The 22,541-nt window shown below is 64.3% G+C and carries 19 protein-coding genes and 2 pseudogenes; 8 read left to right on the top strand and 13 right to left on the bottom strand.

Features of this window, described 5'->3' with window-relative positions; genetic code table 11:
- The first annotated feature begins 70 nt into the window (after positions 1 to 70).
- A complete protein-coding gene (lnt, locus tag ACSVIK_RS23485) occupies positions 71 to 1,594 on the top strand; it encodes an apolipoprotein N-acyltransferase (protein WP_442446558.1) in 1,524 nt (507 codons plus the stop codon).
- 123 nt (positions 1,595 to 1,717) lie between these two features.
- Here lnt and ACSVIK_RS23480 read toward each other — a convergent pair whose 3' ends face one another.
- Together ACSVIK_RS23480 and ACSVIK_RS23475 are read right to left on the bottom strand one after the other, a co-directional pair.
- A complete protein-coding gene (locus ACSVIK_RS23480; protein WP_442446557.1) occupies positions 1,718 to 2,527 on the bottom strand; it encodes a YdcF family protein in 810 nt (269 codons plus the stop codon).
- Between the two features lie 26 nt (positions 2,528 to 2,553).
- Entirely contained in the window at positions 2,554 to 2,970 is a 417-nt protein-coding gene (locus ACSVIK_RS23475) for a hypothetical protein (RefSeq protein WP_442446556.1), read from the bottom strand.
- 177 nt (positions 2,971 to 3,147) lie between these two features.
- Here ACSVIK_RS23475 and leuS point away from each other — a divergent pair, with 177 nt between their 5' ends.
- The 6 genes and pseudogenes from leuS to lipA all read left to right on the top strand — a co-directional run bounded on the left by leuS (position 3,148) and on the right by lipA (position 10,355).
- On the top strand, positions 3,148 to 5,760 hold the full coding sequence (leuS, locus tag ACSVIK_RS23470) for a leucine--tRNA ligase (RefSeq protein WP_442446555.1): 2,613 nt from the start codon (positions 3,148 to 3,150) through the stop codon (positions 5,758 to 5,760).
- A 55-nt stretch (positions 5,761 to 5,815) separates the two neighbouring features.
- Positions 5,816 to 6,427, top strand: coding sequence for an LPS-assembly lipoprotein LptE (locus ACSVIK_RS23465; RefSeq protein WP_442446554.1), 612 nt, complete (start codon positions 5,816 to 5,818; stop codon positions 6,425 to 6,427).
- Positions 6,428 to 6,467: 40 nt separating this feature from the next.
- Positions 6,468 to 7,496 (top strand): DNA polymerase III subunit delta, encoded by a 1,029-nt coding sequence (gene holA / locus ACSVIK_RS23460; RefSeq protein ID WP_442446553.1) that lies wholly within the window; start codon positions 6,468 to 6,470, stop codon positions 7,494 to 7,496.
- Between the two features lie 176 nt (positions 7,497 to 7,672).
- Positions 7,673 to 7,819, top strand: a pseudogene (arfA, locus tag ACSVIK_RS23455) (alternative ribosome rescue factor ArfA); the annotation flags it as partial.
- Positions 7,820 to 7,901: 82 nt separating this feature from the next.
- A complete protein-coding gene (locus ACSVIK_RS23450; protein WP_442446552.1) occupies positions 7,902 to 9,167 on the top strand; it encodes a lytic murein transglycosylase in 1,266 nt (421 codons plus the stop codon).
- Positions 9,168 to 9,302: 135 nt separating this feature from the next.
- A complete protein-coding gene (gene lipA, locus ACSVIK_RS23445; RefSeq protein ID WP_442446551.1) occupies positions 9,303 to 10,355 on the top strand; it encodes a lipoyl synthase in 1,053 nt (350 codons plus the stop codon).
- Between the two features lie 183 nt (positions 10,356 to 10,538).
- Here lipA and lipB read toward each other — a convergent pair whose 3' ends face one another.
- From lipB to ACSVIK_RS23390, 11 genes and pseudogenes are all read right to left on the bottom strand, one after another.
- The gene (gene lipB / locus ACSVIK_RS23440) at positions 10,539 to 11,150 is read right to left on the bottom strand and encodes a lipoyl(octanoyl) transferase LipB (RefSeq protein ID WP_442446550.1); all 612 of its coding nucleotides are present in this window, start codon (positions 11,148 to 11,150) and stop codon (positions 10,539 to 10,541) included.
- A 5-nt stretch (positions 11,151 to 11,155) separates the two neighbouring features.
- Entirely contained in the window at positions 11,156 to 11,434 is a 279-nt protein-coding gene (locus tag ACSVIK_RS23435; protein ID WP_442446549.1) for a DUF493 domain-containing protein, read from the bottom strand.
- A gap of 64 nt (positions 11,435 to 11,498) precedes the next feature.
- Complete coding sequence (locus tag ACSVIK_RS23430) at positions 11,499 to 12,674, bottom strand: D-alanyl-D-alanine carboxypeptidase family protein (RefSeq protein ID WP_442446548.1); 1,176 nt, start codon at positions 12,672 to 12,674, stop codon at positions 11,499 to 11,501.
- A gap of 163 nt (positions 12,675 to 12,837) precedes the next feature.
- Positions 12,838 to 13,851 carry a septal ring lytic transglycosylase RlpA family protein gene (locus ACSVIK_RS23425; protein WP_442446547.1) on the bottom strand — a complete coding sequence of 338 codons (1,014 nt, stop codon included), beginning with the start codon at positions 13,849 to 13,851 and terminating at the stop codon, positions 12,838 to 12,840.
- Positions 13,848 to 14,858: a lytic murein transglycosylase B gene (mltB, locus tag ACSVIK_RS23420; RefSeq protein ID WP_442446546.1), complete on the bottom strand. Its 1,011-nt coding sequence runs from the start codon at positions 14,856 to 14,858 to the stop codon at positions 13,848 to 13,850. The genes ACSVIK_RS23425 and mltB overlap by 4 nt, the downstream gene beginning before the upstream one ends.
- Positions 14,859 to 14,876: 18 nt before the next feature.
- Entirely contained in the window at positions 14,877 to 15,980 is a 1,104-nt protein-coding gene (gene rodA, locus ACSVIK_RS23415) for a rod shape-determining protein RodA (protein WP_442446569.1), read from the bottom strand.
- Positions 15,981 to 16,018: 38 nt separating this feature from the next.
- Positions 16,019 to 17,908: a penicillin-binding protein 2 gene (gene mrdA / locus ACSVIK_RS23410; protein WP_442446545.1), complete on the bottom strand. Its 1,890-nt coding sequence runs from the start codon at positions 17,906 to 17,908 to the stop codon at positions 16,019 to 16,021.
- A 13-nt stretch (positions 17,909 to 17,921) separates the two neighbouring features.
- Positions 17,922 to 18,389 (bottom strand): 23S rRNA (pseudouridine(1915)-N(3))-methyltransferase RlmH, encoded by a 468-nt coding sequence (rlmH, locus tag ACSVIK_RS23405; protein WP_442446544.1) that lies wholly within the window; start codon positions 18,387 to 18,389, stop codon positions 17,922 to 17,924.
- A gap of 9 nt (positions 18,390 to 18,398) precedes the next feature.
- Positions 18,399 to 18,752 carry a ribosome silencing factor gene (gene rsfS / locus ACSVIK_RS23400; protein ID WP_268184179.1) on the bottom strand — a complete coding sequence of 118 codons (354 nt, stop codon included), beginning with the start codon at positions 18,750 to 18,752 and terminating at the stop codon, positions 18,399 to 18,401.
- A 64-nt stretch (positions 18,753 to 18,816) separates the two neighbouring features.
- The gene (nadD, locus tag ACSVIK_RS23395) at positions 18,817 to 19,476 is read right to left on the bottom strand and encodes a nicotinate-nucleotide adenylyltransferase (protein WP_442446543.1); all 660 of its coding nucleotides are present in this window, start codon (positions 19,474 to 19,476) and stop codon (positions 18,817 to 18,819) included.
- Positions 19,477 to 20,751 (bottom strand): annotated as a pseudogene (locus ACSVIK_RS23390) (glutamate-5-semialdehyde dehydrogenase); the annotation flags it as partial.
- Positions 20,752 to 21,075: 324 nt separating this feature from the next.
- Between ACSVIK_RS23390 and ACSVIK_RS23385 the strand changes: the two are divergent.
- A complete protein-coding gene (locus ACSVIK_RS23385) occupies positions 21,076 to 22,305 on the top strand; it encodes an alpha/beta fold hydrolase (protein ID WP_442446542.1) in 1,230 nt (409 codons plus the stop codon).
- Positions 22,306 to 22,541: the final 236 nt, after the last annotated feature.

Raw genomic sequence — 22,541 nt, 5'->3', positions numbered from 1 at the left:
GCATGAAGGCTTTCCCCGCGCCCCGATCCACTCTACCCTTGCGCCACCTCAGACTCCCCAGGATGCTTCCATGCCGCAATGGATAACCCGCCCGGGCTGGCCCGGCCATCTGCTCGCCATGCTCGGCGGTGCGCTCACCACGCTGGCGCTGGCGCCCTTCGATATCTGGCCGCTGGCCGTCATGTCCATCGCCCTGCTCTATTATGGACTGCGCGAACTGCGCCCAGGCCAGGCGGCGCTGCGTAGCTGGAGCTATGGCTTCGGTTTGTTCGCTTCGGGGGTTAGCTGGGTGTATGTCAGCATCCATGACTACGGCTCGGCTTCACCTGCCCTGGCCGGCTTTCTGACCCTGGGTTTCGTCGCCGGCCTGGGGCTGTTCTTCGCCCTGTTCGGGGCCGTCTGGGTGCGCTGGTTCCGCCGCAGCGAGGCGCCACTGGCCGATGCCCTGGCCTTCGCGGCCTTGTGGGTGGCGCAGGAAGTGTTCCGTGGCTGGTTCCTCACCGGTTTTCCCTGGCTCTACGCCGGCTATAGCCAACTCAGCGGCCCGCTGGCAGGGCTGGCACCGCTGGGCGGGGTGTGGCTGTTGTCGTTCGTGCTGGCGCTCTCGGCGGCGCTGATCGTCAACCTCAATGCCTTGCGCCCACGCCGGGCCTTCTATGCCTGCGCTCTGGTATTGCTGGTCGCGCCCTGGGGAGCCGGCCTCGCCCTGCAGGATCATCCCTGGACGACGCCCAAGGGCGAGCCGCTGAAGGTCGCCGCGATCCAGGGCAACGTCGCGCAGAATCTCAAGTGGGATCCAGCGCAACTGAGCGCACAACTGGCGCTGTACCGCGACCTCAGTTTCAGCGCCAAGCCCGTGGATATCCTGGTCTGGCCGGAAACCGCCATCCCCGTGCTAAAGGATCAGGCGCAAGGCTATATCGGCGTGATGGATCGCTTCGCCCGTGACCGTGACAGCGCCCTGATCACCGGCGTGCCGGTACGCCAGCCCAACGCGCGCGGCGAGATGCACTACTACAACGCGATCACCAGCTTCGGCGCAGGCCAGGGCACTTACCTCAAACAGAAGCTGGTGCCCTTCGGCGAGTACGTGCCGCTACAGGACGTGCTGCGCGGCCTGATCGCCTTCTTCGACCTGCCAATGTCCGACTTCGCCCCTGGCCCGGCCGACCAGCCGCCGCTGCTGGCCAAGGGGCAGCGCATCGCGCCCTATATCTGCTACGAGGTGGTCTACCCTGCGTTCGCCGCGCAAATGGCGGCCCAGAGCGATATCCTCCTGACCGTGAGCAACGACGCCTGGTTCGGCACCTCCATCGGCCCGCTGCAGCATTTGCAGATGGCACAGATGCGCGCTCTGGAGGCTGGCCGCTGGATGATCCGTGCCACCAACAATGGCATCACCGTGCTGATCGATCCCTACGGCCGGGTACAGAAGCGGCTGCCGCAGTTCGAGCAGGCCGTACTCTATGGCGAAGTGCAGTCCATGCAGGGGCTGACGCCCTACCTGCAGTGGCGCAACTGGCCGCTGGCGCTGCTCTGCGCGCTCCTGCTGGGCTGGGCGCTGCTGGCCAGCCGCATGGCCAAAGCAGTATAGGGGCGGCTGCAAGCTGCAAGCTGCAAGCTGCAAGCTGCAAGCTGCAAGCGTGACAGTGTAGCCCGGATGCAATCCGGGGATTCCCTGCCAGATTTCCCCGGATTGCATCCGAGCTACTCGCTGTTACTTGCCGCTTGATGCTTGAGGCTTGAGGCTTGAAGCTGCTTCCCGCCCATAGACGATGGGATACGCCAATAAGCCGATCGCCTCGTTGAGCAGCATGCTGCTTTGCCAGATCACGCGCGATTCCGGCAACCATCCGCCCAAGGGGCGTTCATAGCCGAAGCTGAGATAGCCCATCGGCGCAGTGATCACCTCGAAACCAGCCTGCTCGAAACTCCAGCGCGCCCTCGGCATGTGCCAGGCCTGGGTGACCAAAACCACGCGGTGCACGCCCTGAGCCTGCAGCAGTTCGGCACTGAGCACGGCGTTTTCCCAGGTGGTGCGGCTTCGTTCTTCCAGCCAGCGAATCTCCAGCCCATAGTCACGTTGCATGGCATCGGCCATCAGCGCGGCCTCGCTCGGCGGCTGGCCATAGTGCAGGCCGCCGGTCGCCGCCAGCGGCAGGCCCGAGGCCCGCGCCAGGCGCGCCGCGTAGCGCAGGCGCTCTAACGCCATCAGGCCGGGTTGATCGGTGCCACCCCAGCCCGGATCGTTCTGCTCACGCCCGGCACCCAGTATCACGATGGCATCGGCGCGTTGCGCCAGGCCCGCCCACTGCGCCTCGGCCAGCGCCGGCTCGCGTTCGAGCAGGCTGGCGCTCCATTGCATCACTGCGGGCAGGCTCATCAACCACAGCCCACCCAAGCCCAGCACGAAGGCACTGGTCGCCAGGCGAGGAAAGCGCTTGCGCGCCCACCAACCCAGCAGGATCAGCAGCAGAAGCACGCCTGGCGGCATGAGCAATTGTTTGAGAATGTAGCGAATCGGCATGGGCATCTCTCCTGGATGCCCACAGCCTAACGAGGTTTACCGCTGCGGAACAGCTGAGAGCCACAGGCCTGGCAGGCCATCACGCCTCGGTGACGCTGCCAGCTCACGCCTGCACCACATAGAGCGCAATACAGCAGATGGCGACGGATCATCAATCTGGGCTTGGCCTTGCCATGAACCGGCTTGCTGCCGCGTCTGGGCTGATGCTGCAGCGCCAGTTGCTCGGCAGCCGCATGCCAGCCGCGCAACCAGTTCATGTCGCGATTGAGGTAGGCCTGCACCAGCTCCATCTCGGCGCTGCTCAGCCCCTTGAGCTCGAGCTCGTCACGCCTCTCCGCACGCAACGTACTGGCCGTTTCGGCTTCATCGAGTGCCAGGGCCAGCCGTTGCAGCAAGCGCTCGTACGGATCACCGCCTCGTTCTCTGGTTCGCGCATCGCCCATCCGGCACCTCGACAAGCCCCAGGTATGAGGCTCTTTGCCCCAGCTTAGCGAAGCTCGGCAGGCAGGCCGCGCGCCGCGACAAACGGCGCCCAGGTGCAATCTGGGTTTCCCTCGATAGACGGCGCTCATGTATGCTACGACGTTTTCCGCAAGCCCCATTCCTTCAGCGCCAGAGCCATGCACGAACAGTACTCGCCCCGTGAAATAGAAGCCGCCGCGCAGTCCCACTGGGACGCGCAGAACTCCTTCGTCGTCAGCGAACAGCCCGGCAAGGACACCTTCTACTGCCTGTCGATGTTCCCCTACCCCAGCGGCAAGCTACACATGGGGCATGTGCGCAACTACACCATCGGTGACGTGATCGCCCGCTACCAGCGCATGCAGGGCAAGAACGTGCTGCAGCCGATGGGCTGGGACGCCTTCGGCATGCCGGCGGAAAACGCCGCGATGAAGAACCAGGTGGCGCCGGCCAAGTGGACTTACGAGAACATCGCCTACATGAAGTCCCAGCTTAAATCGCTGGGCCTGGCCGTCGATTGGACGCGCGAAGTCACCACCTGCAAGCCGGACTACTACCGCTGGGAGCAGTGGCTGTTCACCCGCTTGTTCGAGAAGGGCGTGATCTACCGCAAGAACGGCACCGTCAACTGGGATCCGGTGGATCAGACCGTACTGGCCAACGAGCAGGTCATCGACGGCCGTGGCTGGCGTTCGGGCGCGCTGATCGAGAAGCGCGAAATCCCGATGTACTACTTCAAGATCACCGCTTATGCCGAAGAGCTGCTGAGCAGCCTGGATGAGCTGGAAGGCTGGCCCGAGCAGGTCAAGACCATGCAGCGCAACTGGATCGGCAAGAGCTTCGGTGCCGACATCGTGTTCGACTACGACGTCGCCAGCATCGGCATTGATGGTCAGCTGAAGGTCTACTCCACCCGCCCCGACACCCTGATGGGTGCCACCTACGTCGCCGTGGCCGCCGAGCATCCGCTGGCCCAGCGCGCTGCCGAGGGCAACCCGGCCATCGCCGCCTTTATCGCCGAGTGCAAGGCTGGATCGGTCGCGGAAGCCGATATGGCCACCATGGAGAAGAAAGGCCTGGCCACCGGCCAGTTCGTCATCCATCCGCTGACCGGCGACAAGCTGCCGGTATTCGTCGCCAACTACGTGCTGTGGGGCTACGGCGAAGGCGCGGTGATGGCCGTGCCGGCGCATGACGAGCGCGACTTCGAGTTCGCCAACAAGTACGACCTGCCGATCAAGCAGGTCTACACCGGCGAAGGCAAGGACTACGACGCCAGCACCTGGCAGGACTGGTATGGCGACAAGGCCGGCCTGACCACCATCAACTCCGGCAAGTATGACGGCCTGGATTTCAGCGCCGCCTTCGACGCCATAGTCGGCGATCTGGAAGCCAGCGAACATGGCGCGCGCAAGACCCAGTTCCGCCTGCGCGACTGGGGCATCAGCCGCCAGCGTTACTGGGGCTGCCCCATCCCGATCATCCACTGCGACGCCTGCGGCGATGTGCCGGTACCGGAAGACCAGTTGCCGGTGGTGCTGCCCGAAGACGTGGTGCCGGACGGCGCCGGCAGCCCGCTGGCGAAGATGCCCGAGTTCTACGAGTGCACCTGCCCGAAATGCGGCGCACCGGCCAAGCGCGAAACCGACACCATGGACACCTTCGTCGAGTCGTCCTGGTACTTCGCCCGCTACGCCAGCCCGAATTACGACAAAGGCATGGTCGACCCGGCTGCGGCCAACCACTGGTTGCCTGTGGATCAGTACATCGGCGGCATCGAGCACGCCATCCTCCACCTGCTCTACGCGCGCTTCTTCCACAAGCTGATGCGCGACGAAGGTCTGGTCAGCTCCAACGAGCCGTTCAAGAACCTGCTGACCCAGGGCATGGTGGTGGCCGAGACCTACTACCGCACCCTGGAAAACGGCGGCAAGGACTGGTTCAACCCAGCCGACGTCGAAGTCGAGCGTGACGCCAAGGCCAAGGTCATCGGCGCCAAGCTCAAGAGCGACGGACTGCCGGTGGAAATCGGCGGCACCGAGAAGATGTCCAAGTCGAAGAACAACGGCGTCGACCCGCAGGCCATGATCGACCAGTACGGCGCCGACACCTGCCGCCTGTTCATGATGTTCGCCTCGCCGCCCGACCAGAGCTGCGAATGGTCGGATGCCGGTGTCGAGGGTGCCAACCGCTTCCTGCGCCGCGTCTGGCGTCTGGCCCATGGCCACGTCAGCGCCGGTCTGCCGGGCCAACTGGATGTCGCCAGCCTGAACGACGAGCAGAAGGCCGTGCGCCGCGCCATTCACCTGGCCATCAAGCAGGCCAGCAACGATATCGGCCAGCATCACAAGTTCAACACCGCCGTCGCCCAGGTGATGACCCTGATGAACGTGCTGGAAAAGGCCACCACCGCAACCGAACAGGATCGTGCGCTGGTGCAGGAAGGCCTGGAGATCGTCACCCTGCTGCTGGCGCCGATCACGCCGCATATCAGCCACGAGCTGTGGCAGCGCCTGGGTCACGCCGATGCGGTGATCGATGCGCAGTGGCCACAAGTGGACGAATCCGCCCTGGTGCAGGACAGCCTGACCCTGGTGGTGCAAGTCAACGGCAAGCTGCGCGGGCAGATCGAGGTGCCGGCAGCGGCCTCCCGCGAGGAAGTCGAGGCCGCCGCCCGTGCCAACGAGAACGTCCTGCGCTTCACCGAGGGCCTGAGCATTCGCAAGGTCATCGTGGTGCCAGGCAAGCTGGTCAACATAGTCGCCAACTGATGTAAGCTCGGCGCCACCGTCGTGTGGCGCCGCGATCCGCCAAGGGGATTTGATAATGATGAAACGGAATCTGCTGGTCATCGGCCTGGCCGTAGTGCTCAGCGCCTGTGGTTTTCAACTGCGCGGCACAGGCAGCACCCAGTTCGCCCTGACCGAGCTGAACGTCAGTGCACGCAATGCCTATGGCGACACCGTCAAGCTGGTGCGCGAGGCTCTGGAGAACAATGACGTCAAGGTCTATGCCGGCGCACCTTACAAGCTGGTGATCAGCCGCGAGTCGGAGAACCGTCGTGCCGCCAGCTACACCAGCAATGGTCGCAACGCCGAATACGAGCTGACCATGAAGATCGAGTACGAGATTCGTGGTGCCAAGGATCTGCTGCTGACCAGCAACGAGATCGAGGTACAGAACTACTACCTGCAAGACAGCAACAACCTCATCGGTTCCGACGAAGAAGCTGCGCAACTGCGTCGCGAACTGCGCCGCGAGATGATCCAGCAACTGGTGCAGCGCCTGAGCCTGGTCACCCCCGAGCAGCTCGACCAGTTGCAGCAGACCGCCGAAGCACGCGCCAAGGCCGAAGCCGAGGCAGCAGAAGCGGCGCGCAAGGAACGCGAGGCGCAAATGGCACCGCTGCAGTCCCCCATCGAACTGCCGCGCCAGTGACGCTATCGGGCCGCCTCCAGCGGCCCGCCTTTGCCCACTCATGAAGCTCTCCCCAGCCCAACTCGGCAAGCATCTGCAAGGCGCCCTGGCCCCGGTCTACGTCATCAGCGGTGACGAGCCGCTGCTGTGCCAGGAAGCCGCCGATGCCGTGCGCAACGCCTGCCGTCAGCAGGGCTTCGGCGAACGCCAGGTATTCAATGCCGAGGCCAACTTCGACTGGGGTAACCTGCTGCAAGCGGGTGCCAGCCTCTCGCTGTTCGCGGAGAAACGCCTGCTGGAATTGCGCCTGCCCTCCGGCAAGCCCGGTGACAAGGGCGCCAGTGCACTGCTCGAATACCTCCGCCGTCCGCCGGAAGACACCGTGCTGCTGCTCAGCCTGCCCAAGCTCGATGGCAGTACGCAGAAGAGCAAATGGGCCAAGGCGCTGATCGATGGCGCCGACGCCCAGTTCATCCAGATCTGGCCTATCGACGCCCATCAACTGCCGCAATGGATTCGCCAGCGCCTGGCCCAGGCCGGTCTCAGCGCCAGCGCCGATGCGCTGGACATGATCGCCGCACGGGTGGAAGGCAACCTGCTGGCGGCCGCCCAGGAAGTGGAGAAACTCAAACTGCTGGCCGAAGGCAACCAGGTGGATGCCGAAACCGTCCAGGCCGCCGTGGCCGACAGTGCCCGCTTCGATGTCTTCGGCCTGATCGACGCGGCGCTCAACGGCGAAGCAGCGCACGCCCTGCGCATGCTCGAAGGTCTGCGTGGCGAAGGCGTGGAAACCCCGGTGATCCTCTGGGCCCTGGCGCGCGAACTGCGCCTGCTGGCCGGCCTGGCGCACCAACACGCCCAGGGCATCCCACTGGAGAAAGCCTTTGCCAGCGCCCGCCCGCCGGTGTGGGACAAGCGCCGGCCCTTGCTCTCCAAGGCCCTGCATCGCCACAGCAGCAAGCGCTGGGGGCAGTTGCTGCAACAGGCGCAGCAGATCGATGCGCAGATCAAGGGCCAGGCAGCAGGCGATCCCTGGAGCAACCTCGCACTGCTGACCCTGCAGCTATCTGGACAGCGCCTGCGCCTGTGACTCCTGTCGGCCTGCTTCCTTGTAGGAGCGAGCTCTGCTCGCGAAGCTTTCAGGTTGCCAGGGTTCGCGAGCAGAGCTCGCGCCTACACCGATCCAGCAGCAATCTGGACATTTTCCGTACAGCGGCGCATAGTCCGCGCGCCTGCACATGAAGCAGGCACAGCAGAGGACATGCTATGAGCAAGAAAACCGGCAAACGACCGAACAAGGCCAAATCCATCATCGCCCAGCCACTGTTTCGCTCCCGCCAGGAACGACCACAGAAAGGCAAAGGCAGCTACCGCCGCGAAGCCTCCCGTAACTGGGAGGCTTCTTGCTTTATGGGGTGGCTCAGCGCGCTGATGGCCCCAGAAAACCTGCCGGGCATGCTAAGGTAAAGGCCTGCTTAAAAGCCTCGAGATAGACATGCTACCCCAGCTTCCTCGCCGCACCCTGGCTCTGCTCCCTCTGTTGCTGCTGGCTGCCTGCGCCAAGGCCCCGGCGGAAAATCTGCCAACGGCACCTTCGCTCATCACACCCGCACCGCTGCTCAATGTGCCCCAACCTGCGCTCGACTTCGCCGAGTGGCGCCAGAATCTGCGTAGCGAAGCCGTGGCCGCGGGTATCGATGGCGCCCTGTTTGATCGCGTGTTCGCGGGCATCACGCCAGACCCGGCGGTGATGAGGGCCGACAGCAGCCAGCCGGAATTCACCCGGCCGATCTGGGAGTACCTCGACGGCGCCGTGTCGGCCAGCCGCGTTGGTCGCGGCCGTGTGCTGCTGGCTCAGCACAATGTCGTGCTGCGCAAGATCGAGCAGCGCTATGGCGTCGAAGCGCCGATCCTGGTGGCCATCTGGGGCCTGGAAAGCAACTTCGGCAACAACATCGGCAGTAACAGCGTGATTCGCTCGCTCGCCACCCTGGCCTACGAAGGGCGCCGGCAGGCTTTCTGGCGCAACCAGTTGCTGGCCGCCCTGCAGATCCTGCAGAACGGCGACATCAGCAGCGAGCGCATGGTCGGCTCCTGGGCCGGCGCCATGGGCCAGACCCAGTTCATGCCCACCACCTACAACGAGCATGCGGTGGACTTCGACGGCGACGGCAAACGCGACCTGTGGAACTCTTCCACCGATGCCCTGGCCTCGGCCGCCCATTACCTGCAATCCTCCGGCTGGAAACCTGGCCAACCCTGGGGCTTCGAGGTGCGGCTGCCCAAGCAGTTCGACTACTTCCATGCCGACCCCGAGCAGCGCCGCACCCTGGCCGAGTGGCAGGCCCTCGGGGTGTACCCGGCCATCAGTTCCAAGGGCGCCGCCGCCGACAGCCGCGCCACCCTGGTACTGCCGGCCGGCCATCGCGGCCCGGCCTTCCTGCTGCTGGACAATTTCCGCAGCATCCTGCGCTACAACAACTCCACCTCTTACGCCCTGGCCATCGGCCTGCTTTCCGACAACCTGCTCAACCCCACCGAGGTTCAGGCAAGCTGGCCGCGCGACGAACGCCAACTCGGCCGTAGCGAGCGCATCGAGCTGCAGCAGTTGCTGGCAGCCAAGGGCTTCGACCCAGGCCCGGCCGACGGCATCATCGGCGCCAATACGCGCAAGGCCATCCGCATGCTGCAACTGCAGTTGAACGAGCCCGCCGATGGTTACCCCAGCCCGGAGCTGCTCGAGACCCTGCGCAAACGCTGATAGCGTGCTCCCAGCTCCTTGGATGCCCTACGGGCCGACGAGAGCCTGCAACGCCGGCCCCAGCCGCTGTGGTAAACTGCCCGGCGGCCACAAGCCGATTGCCCCACGGAGCCTCTACCGGAGCCCAGATTTCCGATGTCCGACACCTCCTCGTCCAAACCCGTCGCCAGCGGCGAAAAATTCCGCACCGCCCAAGGCATCACCGCGATCAAGGATGGTCAGAAGCGCCGCGCCTCGGCCGAGCCCCAGGTCTTCGAGCCCAAGCCCAAATGGCTGCGGGTCAAGGCGCCGGGCGGTAGCCGTTTCGAGGCGGTCAAGCGCAACGTCGGCGAGCATCGTCTGAGCACCGTGTGCCAGGAATCGCATTGCCCGAACATGGGTGAATGCTGGTCCAACGGCACTGCCACCATCATGCTCATGGGTTCGGTCTGCACCCGCGCCTGCCGTTTCTGCGCCGTGGACACCGGCAATCCCAATGGCTGGCTGGATCTGGAAGAGCCACAGAACACCGCCAAGTCGGTGGAGTTGATGGCCCTGCGTTACATCGTGCTGACTTCGGTGGATCGCGATGACCTCGATGACGGTGGCGCCAGCCATTACGCAGCCTGCGTGCGCGCGATCAAGGCGAACACCCCGCAGGTGGTGGTCGAGGCCCTGACGCCGGACTTCGATGGCGACCATCAGGCCATCGAGCGCGTGGTGGATTCCGGCCTCGAGGTGTTCGCGCAGAACGTCGAGACGGTCAAGCGCCTGACCCATGCGGTGCGTGACCCACGCGCCGGCTACGAGAAGACCCTCAAGGTGCTCGAGCATGCCAAGAAGCATCGCCCGGAGGTGCTGACCAAGACCAGCCTGATGCTCGGCCTGGGCGAAACGGACGAGGAAATCCTGGAAACCATGGATGACCTGCGCGCCATCGGCGTGGACATCCTCACCCTCGGCCAGTACCTGCAACCCACGCGCAACCACCTCAAGGTGCAGCGCTGGGTCAGCCCGGAAGAATTCAACCGCTTCCGTGATATCGGCCTGGAAAAAGGCTTCATGGAAGTCGCCGCCGGCCCGCTGGTACGCTCCAGCTACCGCGCCGACCGGGTGTTCGAGAAGAACAACCTGGGCCTCGCCGCCCCCGTGCCGGTGCCAGGCCAGCAGGTCGACAGCAGCCTGATTCCGGCGTTGAACCTGAACTGAGACAGATTCTTCACGACAAACGAAAGGGACGCCTCGGCGTCTCTTTTTCGTTGCTGACAGCAGAGTCCGCCAGAGGCCTCATTGGTGCGCACGGCGCACCCTACGCGTGTCTCGACAGGGCCAGCGTCCGTAGGGTGTGCTGCGCGCACCGAGAAATCGCTGACGTCGAGCCGTCTGCTACACCTAACCCAAACGGGCACGCAGCACCTGTTCCAACCGTTGCGAAACCTCGTCGAAGTCCGGCGGCGTGGCCAGCAGCTCACGCATCTGCACCATCTTCAGCCCGGCGTAGCCGCAAGGATTGATGCGCAGGAAGGGCGTCATGTCCATATCGACGTTCAGCGCCAGACCGTGGAAGGAGCAGCCACGGCTGACCCGCAACCCCAGCGAGGCGATCTTGTCGCCGGCCACGTACACGCCAGGGGCATCGGCCTTGGGTGCCGCTTCGATACCATAGCCGGCCAACAGCTCGACCAGGCTCTGCTCCATGGTGGTCACCAGCTCGCGCACCCCCAGATCGAGGCGGCGCAGGTCGAGCATCAGGTAGGCCACCAGTTGCCCAGGGCCGTGATAGGTCACCTGGCCGCCACGCTCCACCTGCACCACCGGAATGTCGCCCGGCGCCAGCAGGTGCTCGGCCTTGCCGGCCTGGCCCTGGGTGAACACTTTCGGGTGCTGCAGCAGCCAGATCTCGTCTGGCGTGTGCTCGTCACGTTCGCGGGTCAGTTGGCGCATGGCCTCCAGTGTCGGCAGGTACTCCACCAGGCCCAGATGACGAACGACGAGCTCGGCCATGGCGGTCACAGCACCATGTGCACGCGACCGGTGGCACGCAGGTCAGCATGAATCGCCTGCAACTGCTCGACACCAGTGGCGGTGATCAGTACCTGCACGGAGAGGAAGTTGCCATTACGGCTGTCGCGCAGCACCAGTGTAGAGGCATCCAGATCCGGCGCATGGCGCTGGATCACTTCGATCACCAGATCGGCGAAACCTTCACCCGCGGTGCCGATCACCTTGATCGGGTAACGCTCGCAGGGGAATTCGATTTTCGGGGCTTGAACGTCGGTATCGGTCATGACATCAGCGGGCTCGAAGCCCGTCCATAAAGAGGCCGCTGCGGGTGGCAGCGGCCAAGCTAAATCAGTTGAACAGGCCGAAGAAGAACAGCCTGATGCTGTCCCACAGGCGACGCAGCAGGCCACCCTCCTCGACCGGCTCCAGCGCCACCAGGTCGGCGCTGTGCACCACCTCGTCACCCAGCTTGACCTCCACCTTGCCGATCACCTCGCCCTGGGCGATGGGGGCGATCAGTTGCGGGTTGAGGGTCATGCTGGCCTGCAGCTTGTCCAGCTGGCCCTTGGGCATGGTCAGCGCCAGATCCTGCGCCAGACCGGCCTTGACCTTGCTGCTCTGGCCCTTCCACACGGTAGCCTGGGCCAGTTCGGTGCCCTTCTGGTAGAAGGTGCGGCTCTCGAAGAAACGGAAGCCGTAGGTCAGCAGCTTCTGCGTCTCGGCGGCACGGGCTTGCTCGCTGTGGGTACCGAACACGGCGGTGATCATGCGCGCACCATCACGCACGGCAGAGGCCACCAGGCAGTAGCCGGCTTCCTGGGTGTGGCCGGTCTTCAGACCGTCGACGGTCTTGTCGCGCCACAGCAGCAGGTTACGGTTGGGCTGCTTGATGTTGTTCCAGAGGAAGTCCTTCTGCGAATAGATGGCGTAGTGATCGGCATCTTCGTTGATGATCGCGCGCGCCAAGATGGCCATGTCATGAGCGCTGGAATAGTGCTGCGGATCCGGCAGACCGGTGGCGTTCATGAAGTGGCTGTTGTTCATGCCCAGACGCTTGGCGGTCTCGTTCATCATGTCGGCGAAGGCGTCCTCGCTGCCGGCGATGTACTCGGCCAGGGCGATGCTGGCGTCGTTGCCGGACTGGATGATGATGCCGTGCAGCAGATCACCGACGCTGGCCTGGCTGTTGACCGGGAGGAACATGGTGGAACCACCCGAGCCGGCACCGCCAGTACGCCAGGCGTGCTCGCTGATGGTCACCATGTCCTTCTCGCCGATCTTGCCGTTGCGGATTTCCAGGGTGGCGATATAGGCGGTCATCAGTTTGGTCAGGCTGGCCGGCGGCAGACGCTCATCGGCGTTCTCGCCCACCAGCACCTGGCCGGTGGCGGCGTCCATCAGTACATAGGCGGTGGCCGCCAGTTGCGGCGGAGCCGGGACGACCTGAGGGCTGGCCCAGACCAGTGGCGAAGCCAACAGGGTCAGGAAGAGGAAGGCACGTTGCGCGAAGCTGGTGATATTCATCCGTCTCTCGAAAGTCGTTGCGTGGATTGTGAAACGGCCCCCGCAGGAGCCTTACCCGGCCACCAATGATGGCGACCCGTGGGTTAGTCCGGCCAAGGCCGGTTTAGTGCCATCGCGCCCGAGAAGAAGGGCAAGCCGTCTTCATCGAGCCCGACGGGTCGAGTCAGTCCGCACGCACTAGCGTCGGCTGCCCGAGGTTGGCGAGGCGCACATTGTTCTGCAGCTTTTCAGCCTCGCCCTGGCTGCTGATCGGCCCCAGGCGCACCCGATGCAGTATCTGCTGGTCGCGCACCACTGAGCTGATGAACACCGGCACATGGGTCGTCTGGCTCAGCTTGTCCTTGAGTAGCTCCGCAGCGTCCGGATTGGCGAAGGCTCCCACTTGGAGATACAGGCCAGAAGCTGCGAGTGAATCGTTTTTTTTTGCGTCGATCTGCACCGGCACCACGGCCGCAGCGTGCTGCTCGGGCGGCGGCGAGTACTGCTCGACGGCCTGCGGCATGGCCTGCACCACCGGCTTGCTGGTGATGGCCTTGGCCGGCTGATTGTTGGCCAGCACCAGCGGCACCGGACGGCCCTGCTGCGCCCACCACTCGTGTGGGTCGATGCCTTCGACCTTGACCCGTGCCGTGCCCTTCTCGGCATAGCCGAGCTTCTTCGCCGCGGCGAAGGACAGGTCGATGATGCGATCGGAGTAGAACGGCCCACGGTCGTTGACCCGCAGGATCACGCTCTTGCCGTTCTCCAGATTGGTAACCCGCACGTAGCTGGGCAATGGCAGGGTCTTGTGCGCCGCCGTCATGCCGTACAGGTCGTAGGTCTCGCCATTGGCGGTGGCCTGACCATGGAATTTGGTGCCGTACCAGGAGGCCGGGCCGACTGCCGAATAGCGGCGCGCATCCTGAATCGGGAAGTACTGCTTACCCAGCACGGTATAGGGCGAGGCCTTGACCGGGCCGTAATGCGGCATGGGGATGGCGTCGTGGATCTTCGATACGTCCACGTCCCACCAGGGCGCGCCATCGCGGTGCGGGCGGTCGTAATCATCGGGCCCGGAAATGCCGGCCTGACCCGACTGAGCCACCAGCTGCGCCGAACGATTGGACGAGCAACTGGCGAGCAACAACGCAGCAGCTATACAGACGCCCAGCGGCAGCAGTTTCCTGGAAAGACTCATTGGTTACCCCGTGCTTGCACCAGCAGCTCGGCCAGTTGATTGACGGCCATCGCATACATGACGCTGCGATTGTAGCGGGTAATGACATAGAAGTTTGGCAACCCCATCCAGTATTCGTCGCCTTCGGCACCCTCCAGACGGAAGGCGGTCACCGGCACGTCATCGGCCAGCACATCGCTGCTGCGCCAGCCGAGGGCGCGCAGTTCGCCCACGTTCTTCACCGGGTCGAGGCCTTCGCTCAGGCCTTCGGCATAATGCTCGCCATCGACCTGAGCGCGGCTCGCCACCGGCCCACCAGCCTGCCAGCCATGGCGCTGGAAGTAACTGGCGACACTGCCGATGGCATCGGTGGGATTGCTCCAGATATTGATGTGGCCATCACCGTCGAAATCCACCGCATAAGCGCGGAAGCTGCTCGGCATGAACTGCGGCAGGCCCATGGCGCCGGCGTAGGAGCCCTTGAGCGTGAGCGGGTCGACCTGCTCTTCACGGGTCAGCATGAGGAACTCACGCAGCTCCTTGCGGAAGAACGGCGCCCGTGGCGGATAGTCGAAGGCCAGCGTGGACAGGGCATCCATCACCCGATAGCTGCCGGTGTTGCCACCGTAGAAGGTTTCCACACCGATGATGGCGACGATGAACTGCGCCGGCACACCATATTCGGCCTCGGCCTTCTGCAGCGCGGCCTGGTTGTTCTTCCAGAACTCGACACCCTTGGCCACGCGCTTGTCGGTGATGAAGATCGGGCGGTATTCCTTCCAGGGCTTGACCCGTTCGGCCGGGCGCGAAATGGCATCGAGAATCGCCTGCTTGCGCTGCACCTCGGCGAACAGGCTGACCAGTTGTTCACCGGCGAAGCCGTAGTCGCGGGTCATTTCCGTGATGAACTCGGCAACCTGCGGCGAGCCATCGTAATCGGCGGCCATTACCGGCATGGCGGTGCCGAACAAACCGGCCAGGCCAGCGCCCATGAAGCTGCGGGTGGCCCAACTGCGCAGTGCATGCATCAACTCAAAACCCCCAAATCAAACCTGAGCGATCCACTTCCTGTGGGTATGAATCGCCATCAATATTCCGAAGCCTGACAACAGCGTCACCAGATGGGTTCCGCCGTAACTAATGAATGGCAAGGGCACGCCCACCACGGGAAGCAAGCCACTGACCATGCCGATGTTGACGAAGACGTAGACGAAGAAGGTCATGGTCAGGGCTCCAGCCAGCAATTTGCCGAACAGTGTCTGCGCCTGCGCGGTGATCACCAGACCACGGGCAATCAGTAGCAGGTACAGCAGCAGCAGCAGGCAGCCCCCCACCAGGCCGAACTCCTCGGCGAGCACGGCAATGATAAAGTCCGTATGGCTTTCCGGCAAAAAATCCAGGTGCGACTGCGTGCCCAGCAGCCAGCCCTTGCCCAGCACACCGCCGGAACCGATGGCCGCCTTGGACTGGATGATGTTCCAGCCGGCGCCCAGCGGGTCGCTCTCCGGATTGAGGAAGGTCAGCACGCGACGCTTCTGGTAGTCATGCATGAGGAAGAACCACATGCCCACGGCGATCGGCACCACCGCCGCCGCCGCCCCCAGGATCCAGCGCCACTGCAGGCCGGCCATGAACACCACGAAGCCACCCGAAGCGAGAATCAGCAGCGAGGTGCCCAGATCCGGCTGCTTGGCGATCAGCACCACCGGCACGATGATCATGGCCAGGCTGATGACGATGTGCTTGAAGCGTGGCGGCAGGTTGTGCCGCGCCAGGTACCAGGCGATAGTCATGGGCATGATGATCTTCATGAACTCCGCCGGCTGGAAACGAATCACCCCCGGGATGTTGATCCAGCGCGTGGCCCCCATCGCGGTATGCCCCATCACCTCCACCACCATCAGCAGCGCCACGCCCACCAGATAACCAAGCGGCACCCAGCGCGCCATGAAACGCGGGTCGAACTGGGCAATGGCGACGACCGCCGCGATGCCGATCGCAAAGGATGTAGCCTGCTTGAGCAGCAGGTCGACGTTCTTGCCGCTGGCCGAATAGAGCACGAACAGGCTGCCGGCGCCGAGCAGCAGCAGCAACAGTAGCAACCAGCCATCGATGTGCATGCGCTGCAACAGGGTGGCGCGGCGACGCAGCACGTCCTCGTCGGACAGGTTACGGTCGAAATTGCCCTTCATTGCTGACTGACCTCGGTTTTTTCCGGCGTGACGTACTCGGCCTTGAGCTGGCCGTTCTCGTCCAGCAGCCAGGCATCCATCACCTCCTTGACCACGGGCGCGGCGACACCGGAGCCGGATTCGCCGTTCTCCACCATCACCGACACGGCGATCTGCGGGTTGTCGACCGGGGCGAAGCCGATGAACAGGGCATGGTCACGATGACGTTCCTGCAATTTTTCGCGGTCATATTTCTCGCCCTGGCGGATGGCCACCACCTGCGCCGTACCGCTCTTGCCAGCGATGCGATAGACCGCACTGGCGCCCACCTTGCGCGCGGTGCCACGCGGGCCATTGACCACCTGCTCCATGCCATGGATGCCGTAATCCCAGAATTTCGGATCACGCAAGACGATATCCGGAATGGGATTGGGATCCACCGGAGGGGTGCCATCGATGCTCTTGGCCAGATGCGGGCGAATCCACTTGCCCCGAGTAGCCATCAGGCTAGTGGCCTGCGCCAGTTGCAGCGGCGTGGTCTGCATGTAGCCCTGGCCGATGCCGAGGATCAGGGTTTCGCCGGGATACCAGGGCTGGCGATAGCGAGCGCGCTTCCAGTCACGCGAAGGCATCAGCCCTGCCGTCTCCTCGAACATGTCCAGGGACACGCGCTGGCCGAAGCCAAAGCGGCTCATGTAGTCGTGCAGGCGATCGATGCCCATCTTGTGCGCCAGCTCGTAGAAGTAGGTGTCGTTGGAGCGAGCGATGGCCAGATCCAGATCGATCCAGCCATCGCCACTGCGGTTCCAGTTGCGGTATTTGTGGCTGTTGTTGGGCAGTTGGTAGTAACCCGGGTCGAATACCCGGGTCTGCGGGGTGATCACCCCGGCGTCGAGGCCGGACACTGCCACCATCGGCTTGACCGTCGAGCCTGGCGGATAGAGGCCGCGCAACACGCGGTTGTACAGCGGCTGGTCGATGGAGTCGCGCAGTTCGCCATAGGCCTTGAAGCTGATGCCGGTGACGAAAGGGTTGGGGTCGAAGCTGGGCTGGCTGACCATGGCCAGCACCTCGCCGGTTTTCGGCTGGATCGCCACTACCGCGCCACGGCGCCCGCCCAGGGCTTTCTCCGCAGCCTCCTGCAGGTGAGCGTCGAGGGTCAGGACGATGTCCTTGCCCGGTTTCGGGTCGATGCGATTGAGCACGCGCAGGACGCGGCCACGGGCGTTGGTTTCCACCTCCTCGTAGCCCACCTCACCGTGCAGCTCGCTCTCGTAGAAGCGCTCGATGCCGGTCTTGCCGATATGGTGGGTGCCGGCATACTCGGTGGGATCCAGGCGCTTGAGCTCCTGCTCGTTGATGCGCCCGACATAGCCCACCGAATGAGCGAAATGCTCCTGCAACGGATAATGCCGCACCAACTGCGCCGCCACCTCGACGCCCGGCAGGCGGAACTGGTTCACCGCCACGCGGGCGATCTGCTCCTCGCTCAGCTCGAACAGGATCGGCACCGGCTCGAAGGGACGGCGCCCCTGGCGCACGCGGCGCTCGAACAGCGCACGGTCATCCTCGGAGAGCTCCAGCACTTCGACCACGGTATCGAGCACCTGCTGCCAGTCGCCGGCCCGCTCACGGGTCACGGTCAAGCTGAAGCTGGGCCGGTTATCGGCGATGATCACCCCGTTACGGTCGAAGATCAGCCCACGAGTAGGCGGAATCGGCTGCACGTGAATGCGGTTGTTCTCGGCCAGCGTGGAGTGATGCTCGTACTGGATCACCTGCAGGTAGTACATGCGCGCGACCAGCACGCAGGTCAGCAGCAGGACGACCACGCCCCCGACGATCACCCGGCGCTTGACCAGGCGAGCGTCCTTTTCGTGATCCTTGAGGCGAATCGGCTGCGGCATCGGCTACGACTGACTATTTGTGATAAGGATGGCCGGACAGTACGGTCCAAGCCCGATAGATCTGCTCGCCGATGAGGATGCGCACCAACGGATGGGGCAAGGTCAAGGGCGACAACGACCAGCGCTGCTCACTGCGCGCGCAGACCTCCGGCGCCAGCCCTTCCGGGCCGCCGACCATGAGGTTGACGGTGCGTGCATCCAGACGCCAACGATCCAGCTCGGCCGCCAAGTGCTCGGTACTCCACGGCTTGCCATGGACTTCCAGCGTGACGATACGTTCCCCGGGCTGCACCTTGGCCAGCATGGCCTCGCCCTCCTGACGGATCAGGCGGTTGACGTCGGCATTCTTGCCGCGGGTGTTCAGCGGGATTTCCACCAGCTCCAGCGGCAACTCGGCCGGTAGACGCTTGACGTACTCCTGCCAGCCTTCCTCGACCCAACGCGGCATGCGCGAACCGACAGCGATCAGCTTGATGCGCATGCTACCGGCTTACTCGGCACCGTGCTGGGCGCGGCTCTGCTCGGCACCCTGCCACAGACGCTCGAGGTCGTAGAACTGGCGCGCGGTGGGCAGCATGACGTGGACGACGATGTCACCCAGGTCGAGCAGTGCCCACTCGCCGCTGTCCAGGCCTTCGCTGCCGATGGCGCGCACACCCTTTTCCTTGACCTTCTCCAGTACGTTGTCCACCAGCGCCTTGACCTGACGGCTGGAACTACCGCTGGCGATCACCATGAAATCGGTGATGCTGGTCTTTTCCTTGACGTCGATGACGGTGATGTCGCTGGCCTTGATTTCTTCCAGCGCGGCGACGGTGATCTTGACCAGCTCTTCGCTGGGCATGTTCGGGTTCTTCATAGGTAACTCGTTTGCCTCATGTAATGGGCGTGCGCGCACGCGCAACGCCTCAAGCGTTCGGCACACCGTACAACTGGTGTGCCTGGATATAAGCCAGCACCGCATCGGGCAGCAGATAACGCGCCGATCTCCCACTGGCCAGCAATTGCCGGATCTGGGTGGCAGACACCGCCAATGGTGTCTGCCAGATGAAACTGATCTGCCCGCCCGGCCCGGCCAGGCTCAGCGGATCGCTGACGCTGCGGGCCGCCAGCAGGTCGCGCAGCGCCTCGGGCGCTTCACTGTCGGCGTCCGGCCGCTGCAGCACCAGCACGTGGCAGTGTTCGAGCAGTTCCTGCCAACGGTGCCAGCCTGGCAGCCCGCAAAAGGCGTCCCAGCCGACCAGCAGAAACAACTGATCGTCCGCCGCCAACTCGCTGCGCACCGACTCCAGGGTGTCGACCGTGTAAGACGGGCGATCCCGGCGCAGCTCGCGGTCGTCGACCGATAGCCTCGACTCGCCGGCTACCGCCAGCTCGACCATGGCCAGACGCTGCTCGGCGCTGGCCTGCGGCGCCTCTCGGTGCGGCGGGCGCGCGCTGGGGATCAGGCGCAGCTCGTCGAGCTGCATGAACTCGGCGACTTCCAGCGCCGCACGCAGATGCCCGATGTGCACAGGGTTGAAGGTACCGCCGAGCAGGCCGATACGTCGGGCGCCAAGACCATTCATTTATGTGCGTATGTGTCCATCGCCGAAAACCACGTATTTCTGACTGGTCAGGCCTTCCAGGCCAACCGGGCCACGCGCATGCAGCTTGTCGGTGGAAATGCCGATCTCCGCGCCCAGGCCGTACTCGAAACCATCGGCGAAGCGCGTGGAGGCATTGACCATCACCGAAGCGGAATCCACCTCGGTGAGGAAGCGCCGTGCGTCCGTGAAGTTCTCGGTGATGATCGAATCGGTGTGCTGCGAGCCGTAGTGGTTGATGTGTTCGATGGCCGTGTCCAGCGACTCGACGATACGAATGGCCAGGATCGGCGCGTTGTACTCGGCGAACCAGTCGTCCTCGCTCGCCTCCAGCACGTCGCTGCCGAGTAGCTCACGGGTGGCGGCATCGCCACGCAGCTCCACGCCCTTGTCGCGGTAGATGGCGGCCAGCGGCGGCAGTACACGCGCGGCGATGGCCTGATGCACCAACAGGGTTTCCATGGCATTGCACGGCGAATAGCGCTGAGTCTTAGCGTTGTCAGCAACGCGAATGGCCTTGTCCAGGTCGGCAGCGATATCGATATAAACGTGGCAGACGCCATCCAGGTGCTTGATCACCGGCACCTTGGCGTCGCGACTGATGCGCTCGATCAGCCCCTTGCCGCCACGCGGCACGATCACGTCGACGAACTCCGGCATGCTGATCAGCTCACCGACGGCGGCGCGGTCGGTGGTTTCCACCACCTGCACGGCAGCCGCCGGCAGATCGGCCTCGGCCAGGCCCTGCTGAATGCAACGGGCAATCGCCTGGTTGGAATGGATAGCTTCGGAGCCGCCACGCAGAATCGTGGCATTGCCGGACTTCAGACACAGGCTGGCGGCATCGATGGTCACGTTCGGCCGCGATTCGTAGATGATGCCGATGACGCCCAGCGGCACGCGCATCTTGCCCACCTGGATGCCAGACGGCAGGTAGCGCATGCCCTCGATCTCACCGATCGGGTCGGATAGCGTGGCGACCTGGCGCAGCCCTTCGATCATCGAGTCGATGACCTTGGGCGTCAGCGCCAGACGGTCGACCATGGCCGGCTCCAGACCACTGGCGCGGGCAGCAGCCAGATCCAGCTCGTTGGCGGCGGCAAGCTCGGCGCGGGCGGCGTCGAGGGCGTTGGCGGCGGCCTGCAGGGCGCGATTCTTCTGCGCAGTGCTGGCCCGGGCGAGCACCTTTGATGCCTGGCGAGCAGCCTGGCCCAGGCGGGTCATGTAGTCGTGCACGGACTCGGTCATGGCGGCGGAGGTCTGACGGTTGAAAAAAGGGGCTGATTATAGCCCGCCGGCGCCTCGGCGCACAGCCACGCATGGCGAGTGGTCGATAAGGATCACGAGCGAGCCGTTTCGCCGACCTGGCCGGTAGACAGACCGTTCGCCCAACAGCGCCGGTAACGCGCCAAAGCCGATGATTGCAGGGGACTGCCCGTAACGGTGACATCCATGGCCAGGTGCCACCCGAAGGTTGGGTAAACAAAACCACCCACAGTGTTTACCTTCAATCCCAGGCCGCTCACACAGCGCAAGGCCAGTCATGACACAACAACGATAAATCCTGCCGGAGGCCACAGCATGCGCTATCGCAGTCACTACAGTGCAGCCATCCTCAACAGTGCGCCGGACGTCCTGCAGATCGATGGCTGGCACCTGCACTATCTCGCCTTCGCCCAGCACGAACAGGATCGGCGCACGCCGGTTCTGCTGCTGGGCGGCGCCTTCCAGAGCTTTCGCTCCTTCGCCAGCGAAGCGGAAGCGCTGCTGGCGCAGCATCCGGTGATCCTCCTCGATCTGCCGAGCCAGGGTGGCAATAGCCAACTCGCCCCGGAACTGAACCTGCAGCAGCTCGCCGACCTGATCGGCGCTTTCGCCGAGCAACTGCAACTGCCGCCGCTGATGCCCATTGGCCTGTCCTATGGCTCGGCGCTGGCAACACTGTTCGCCGCCCGCCACCCACAGCGCTGCGCCCGTCTGCTGCTGGCCGGTATCGCGGCCTTCGGCCGCCCAGGCTCGCGGCTGTTGCTGGAAGAAGGCCTGGCCCTGCTCGACGAAGGCCATACAGAAGCCTTCGCCCAGGGCGCCGTGAACAGCCTGCTCAACCCCATGCACCTGCAGGATAGCGGCGTCGCTCCGGCCTTTCGCAAGGCCCTGTTGCGGCAGATCCAACGCCTGAGCCCGCAAGATATCGAACGCTACCGGCAGAACAGCCAGCGCCTTCTGGCATTCGAGGGCTTCGTTCAGCACCCGAGCTGCCCGACCCTGGTGCTGGCCGGCGAGCACGATCACTTCACCCAGCCCTGGGAACATGCCCAGTTCGCAGCGGCCTGCGCCCAGGCCGACTGCGCCATCGTCCACCAGGCCGATCATCTGGTGCAGTTCGAGCGCCGCGAAGCCTGCGCCGCCCTCTACCAACCCTTCCTCGCTGGTCAGCCCCTGCCGACGCGCGCCCTCGGCAGCACGCGCCTGCTGCGCGACCAACTAACGCGCCTGGAAAAACGCAGCGAACCCCGCCAGGCACCCGCCCAGCGCCAAGCCCTGCTGCGTCACGACAGCGGTCAGCAATGGTCCGTGGAGCTGAGCGCCCTGGGGTTCTTCGGTGGAATGCTGCAGGGCGATCTGCCCCGAGACCTGCCACAACGCGGCTGGCAACTGCATCGCAGCGGTTTTTCGCCTCGCCACGTGCTGCCGTTGCGGCATGACCTGCACGGCCTGGCTTTCGTCTGCCCACACACTCACGGCGATACCAACGAGATACTGGCCGAGCGCGACGCACTCAGCGCCCTGCCCACTGCCGCCTGCGCCTGAACGCGGCGGCCAGGGCCCTGAGTGGCGTAACGGCCGCCATCGAGAGTGGGCACTTTTTCATCGCGTTTTCAGGGGGAATGCCTGGTTGATACCGGACTGGCAAGTTTGTGTGAGTGCTTGTTGTCATGGTTTGGTGTTCCGGACGCCGCTTCGGGTGTTTTCAGATATTCCGGGTTTCGCCCCCTCGGGCGACTCACTTTTCTTTGAACTGCGCAAAGAAAAGTAAGCAAAAGAAA

The organism is Pseudomonas sp. NCHU5216, from assembly GCF_052156495.1.
Lineage (GTDB): Bacteria > Pseudomonadota > Gammaproteobacteria > Pseudomonadales > Pseudomonadaceae > Aquipseudomonas.
Note: the sequence above shows the minus strand (reverse complement) of the source record. Positions and strands in the feature narration are given on the sequence as shown.

Bases quoted from the DNA above. Each gene is read 5' to 3' on its own strand.
- ACSVIK_RS23450 (WP_442446552.1), top strand. From the start codon at position 7,902: ATGCTACCCCAGCTTCCTCGCCGCACCCTGGCTCTGCTCCCTCTGTTG.
- nadD (WP_442446543.1), bottom strand. From the start codon at position 19,476: ATGAATGGTCTTGGCGCCCGACGTATCGGCCTGCTCGGCGGTACCTTC.
- holA (WP_442446553.1), top strand. From the start codon at position 6,468: ATGAAGCTCTCCCCAGCCCAACTCGGCAAGCATCTGCAAGGCGCCCTG.
- rlmH (WP_442446544.1), bottom strand. From the start codon at position 18,389: ATGCGCATCAAGCTGATCGCTGTCGGTTCGCGCATGCCGCGTTGGGTC.
- ACSVIK_RS23385 (WP_442446542.1), top strand. From the start codon at position 21,076: ATGCGCTATCGCAGTCACTACAGTGCAGCCATCCTCAACAGTGCGCCG.
- ACSVIK_RS23475 (WP_442446556.1), bottom strand. From the start codon at position 2,970: ATGGGCGATGCGCGAACCAGAGAACGAGGCGGTGATCCGTACGAGCGC.
- mltB (WP_442446546.1), bottom strand. From the start codon at position 14,858: ATGCATGCACTGCGCAGTTGGGCCACCCGCAGCTTCATGGGCGCTGGC.
- rsfS (WP_268184179.1), bottom strand. From the start codon at position 18,752: ATGCCCAGCGAAGAGCTGGTCAAGATCACCGTCGCCGCGCTGGAAGAA.
- ACSVIK_RS23435 (WP_442446549.1), bottom strand. From the start codon at position 11,434: ATGACCGATACCGACGTTCAAGCCCCGAAAATCGAATTCCCCTGCGAG.
- lipB (WP_442446550.1), bottom strand. From the start codon at position 11,150: ATGGCCGAGCTCGTCGTTCGTCATCTGGGCCTGGTGGAGTACCTGCCG.
- leuS (WP_442446555.1), top strand. From the start codon at position 3,148: ATGCACGAACAGTACTCGCCCCGTGAAATAGAAGCCGCCGCGCAGTCC.
- mrdA (WP_442446545.1), bottom strand. From the start codon at position 17,908: ATGCCGCAGCCGATTCGCCTCAAGGATCACGAAAAGGACGCTCGCCTG.
- ACSVIK_RS23465 (WP_442446554.1), top strand. From the start codon at position 5,816: ATGATGAAACGGAATCTGCTGGTCATCGGCCTGGCCGTAGTGCTCAGC.
- ACSVIK_RS23425 (WP_442446547.1), bottom strand. From the start codon at position 13,851: ATGAGTCTTTCCAGGAAACTGCTGCCGCTGGGCGTCTGTATAGCTGCT.
- lipA (WP_442446551.1), top strand. From the start codon at position 9,303: ATGTCCGACACCTCCTCGTCCAAACCCGTCGCCAGCGGCGAAAAATTC.
- ACSVIK_RS23430 (WP_442446548.1), bottom strand. From the start codon at position 12,674: ATGAATATCACCAGCTTCGCGCAACGTGCCTTCCTCTTCCTGACCCTG.
- lnt (WP_442446558.1), top strand. From the start codon at position 71: ATGCCGCAATGGATAACCCGCCCGGGCTGGCCCGGCCATCTGCTCGCC.
- ACSVIK_RS23480 (WP_442446557.1), bottom strand. From the start codon at position 2,527: ATGCCGATTCGCTACATTCTCAAACAATTGCTCATGCCGCCAGGCGTG.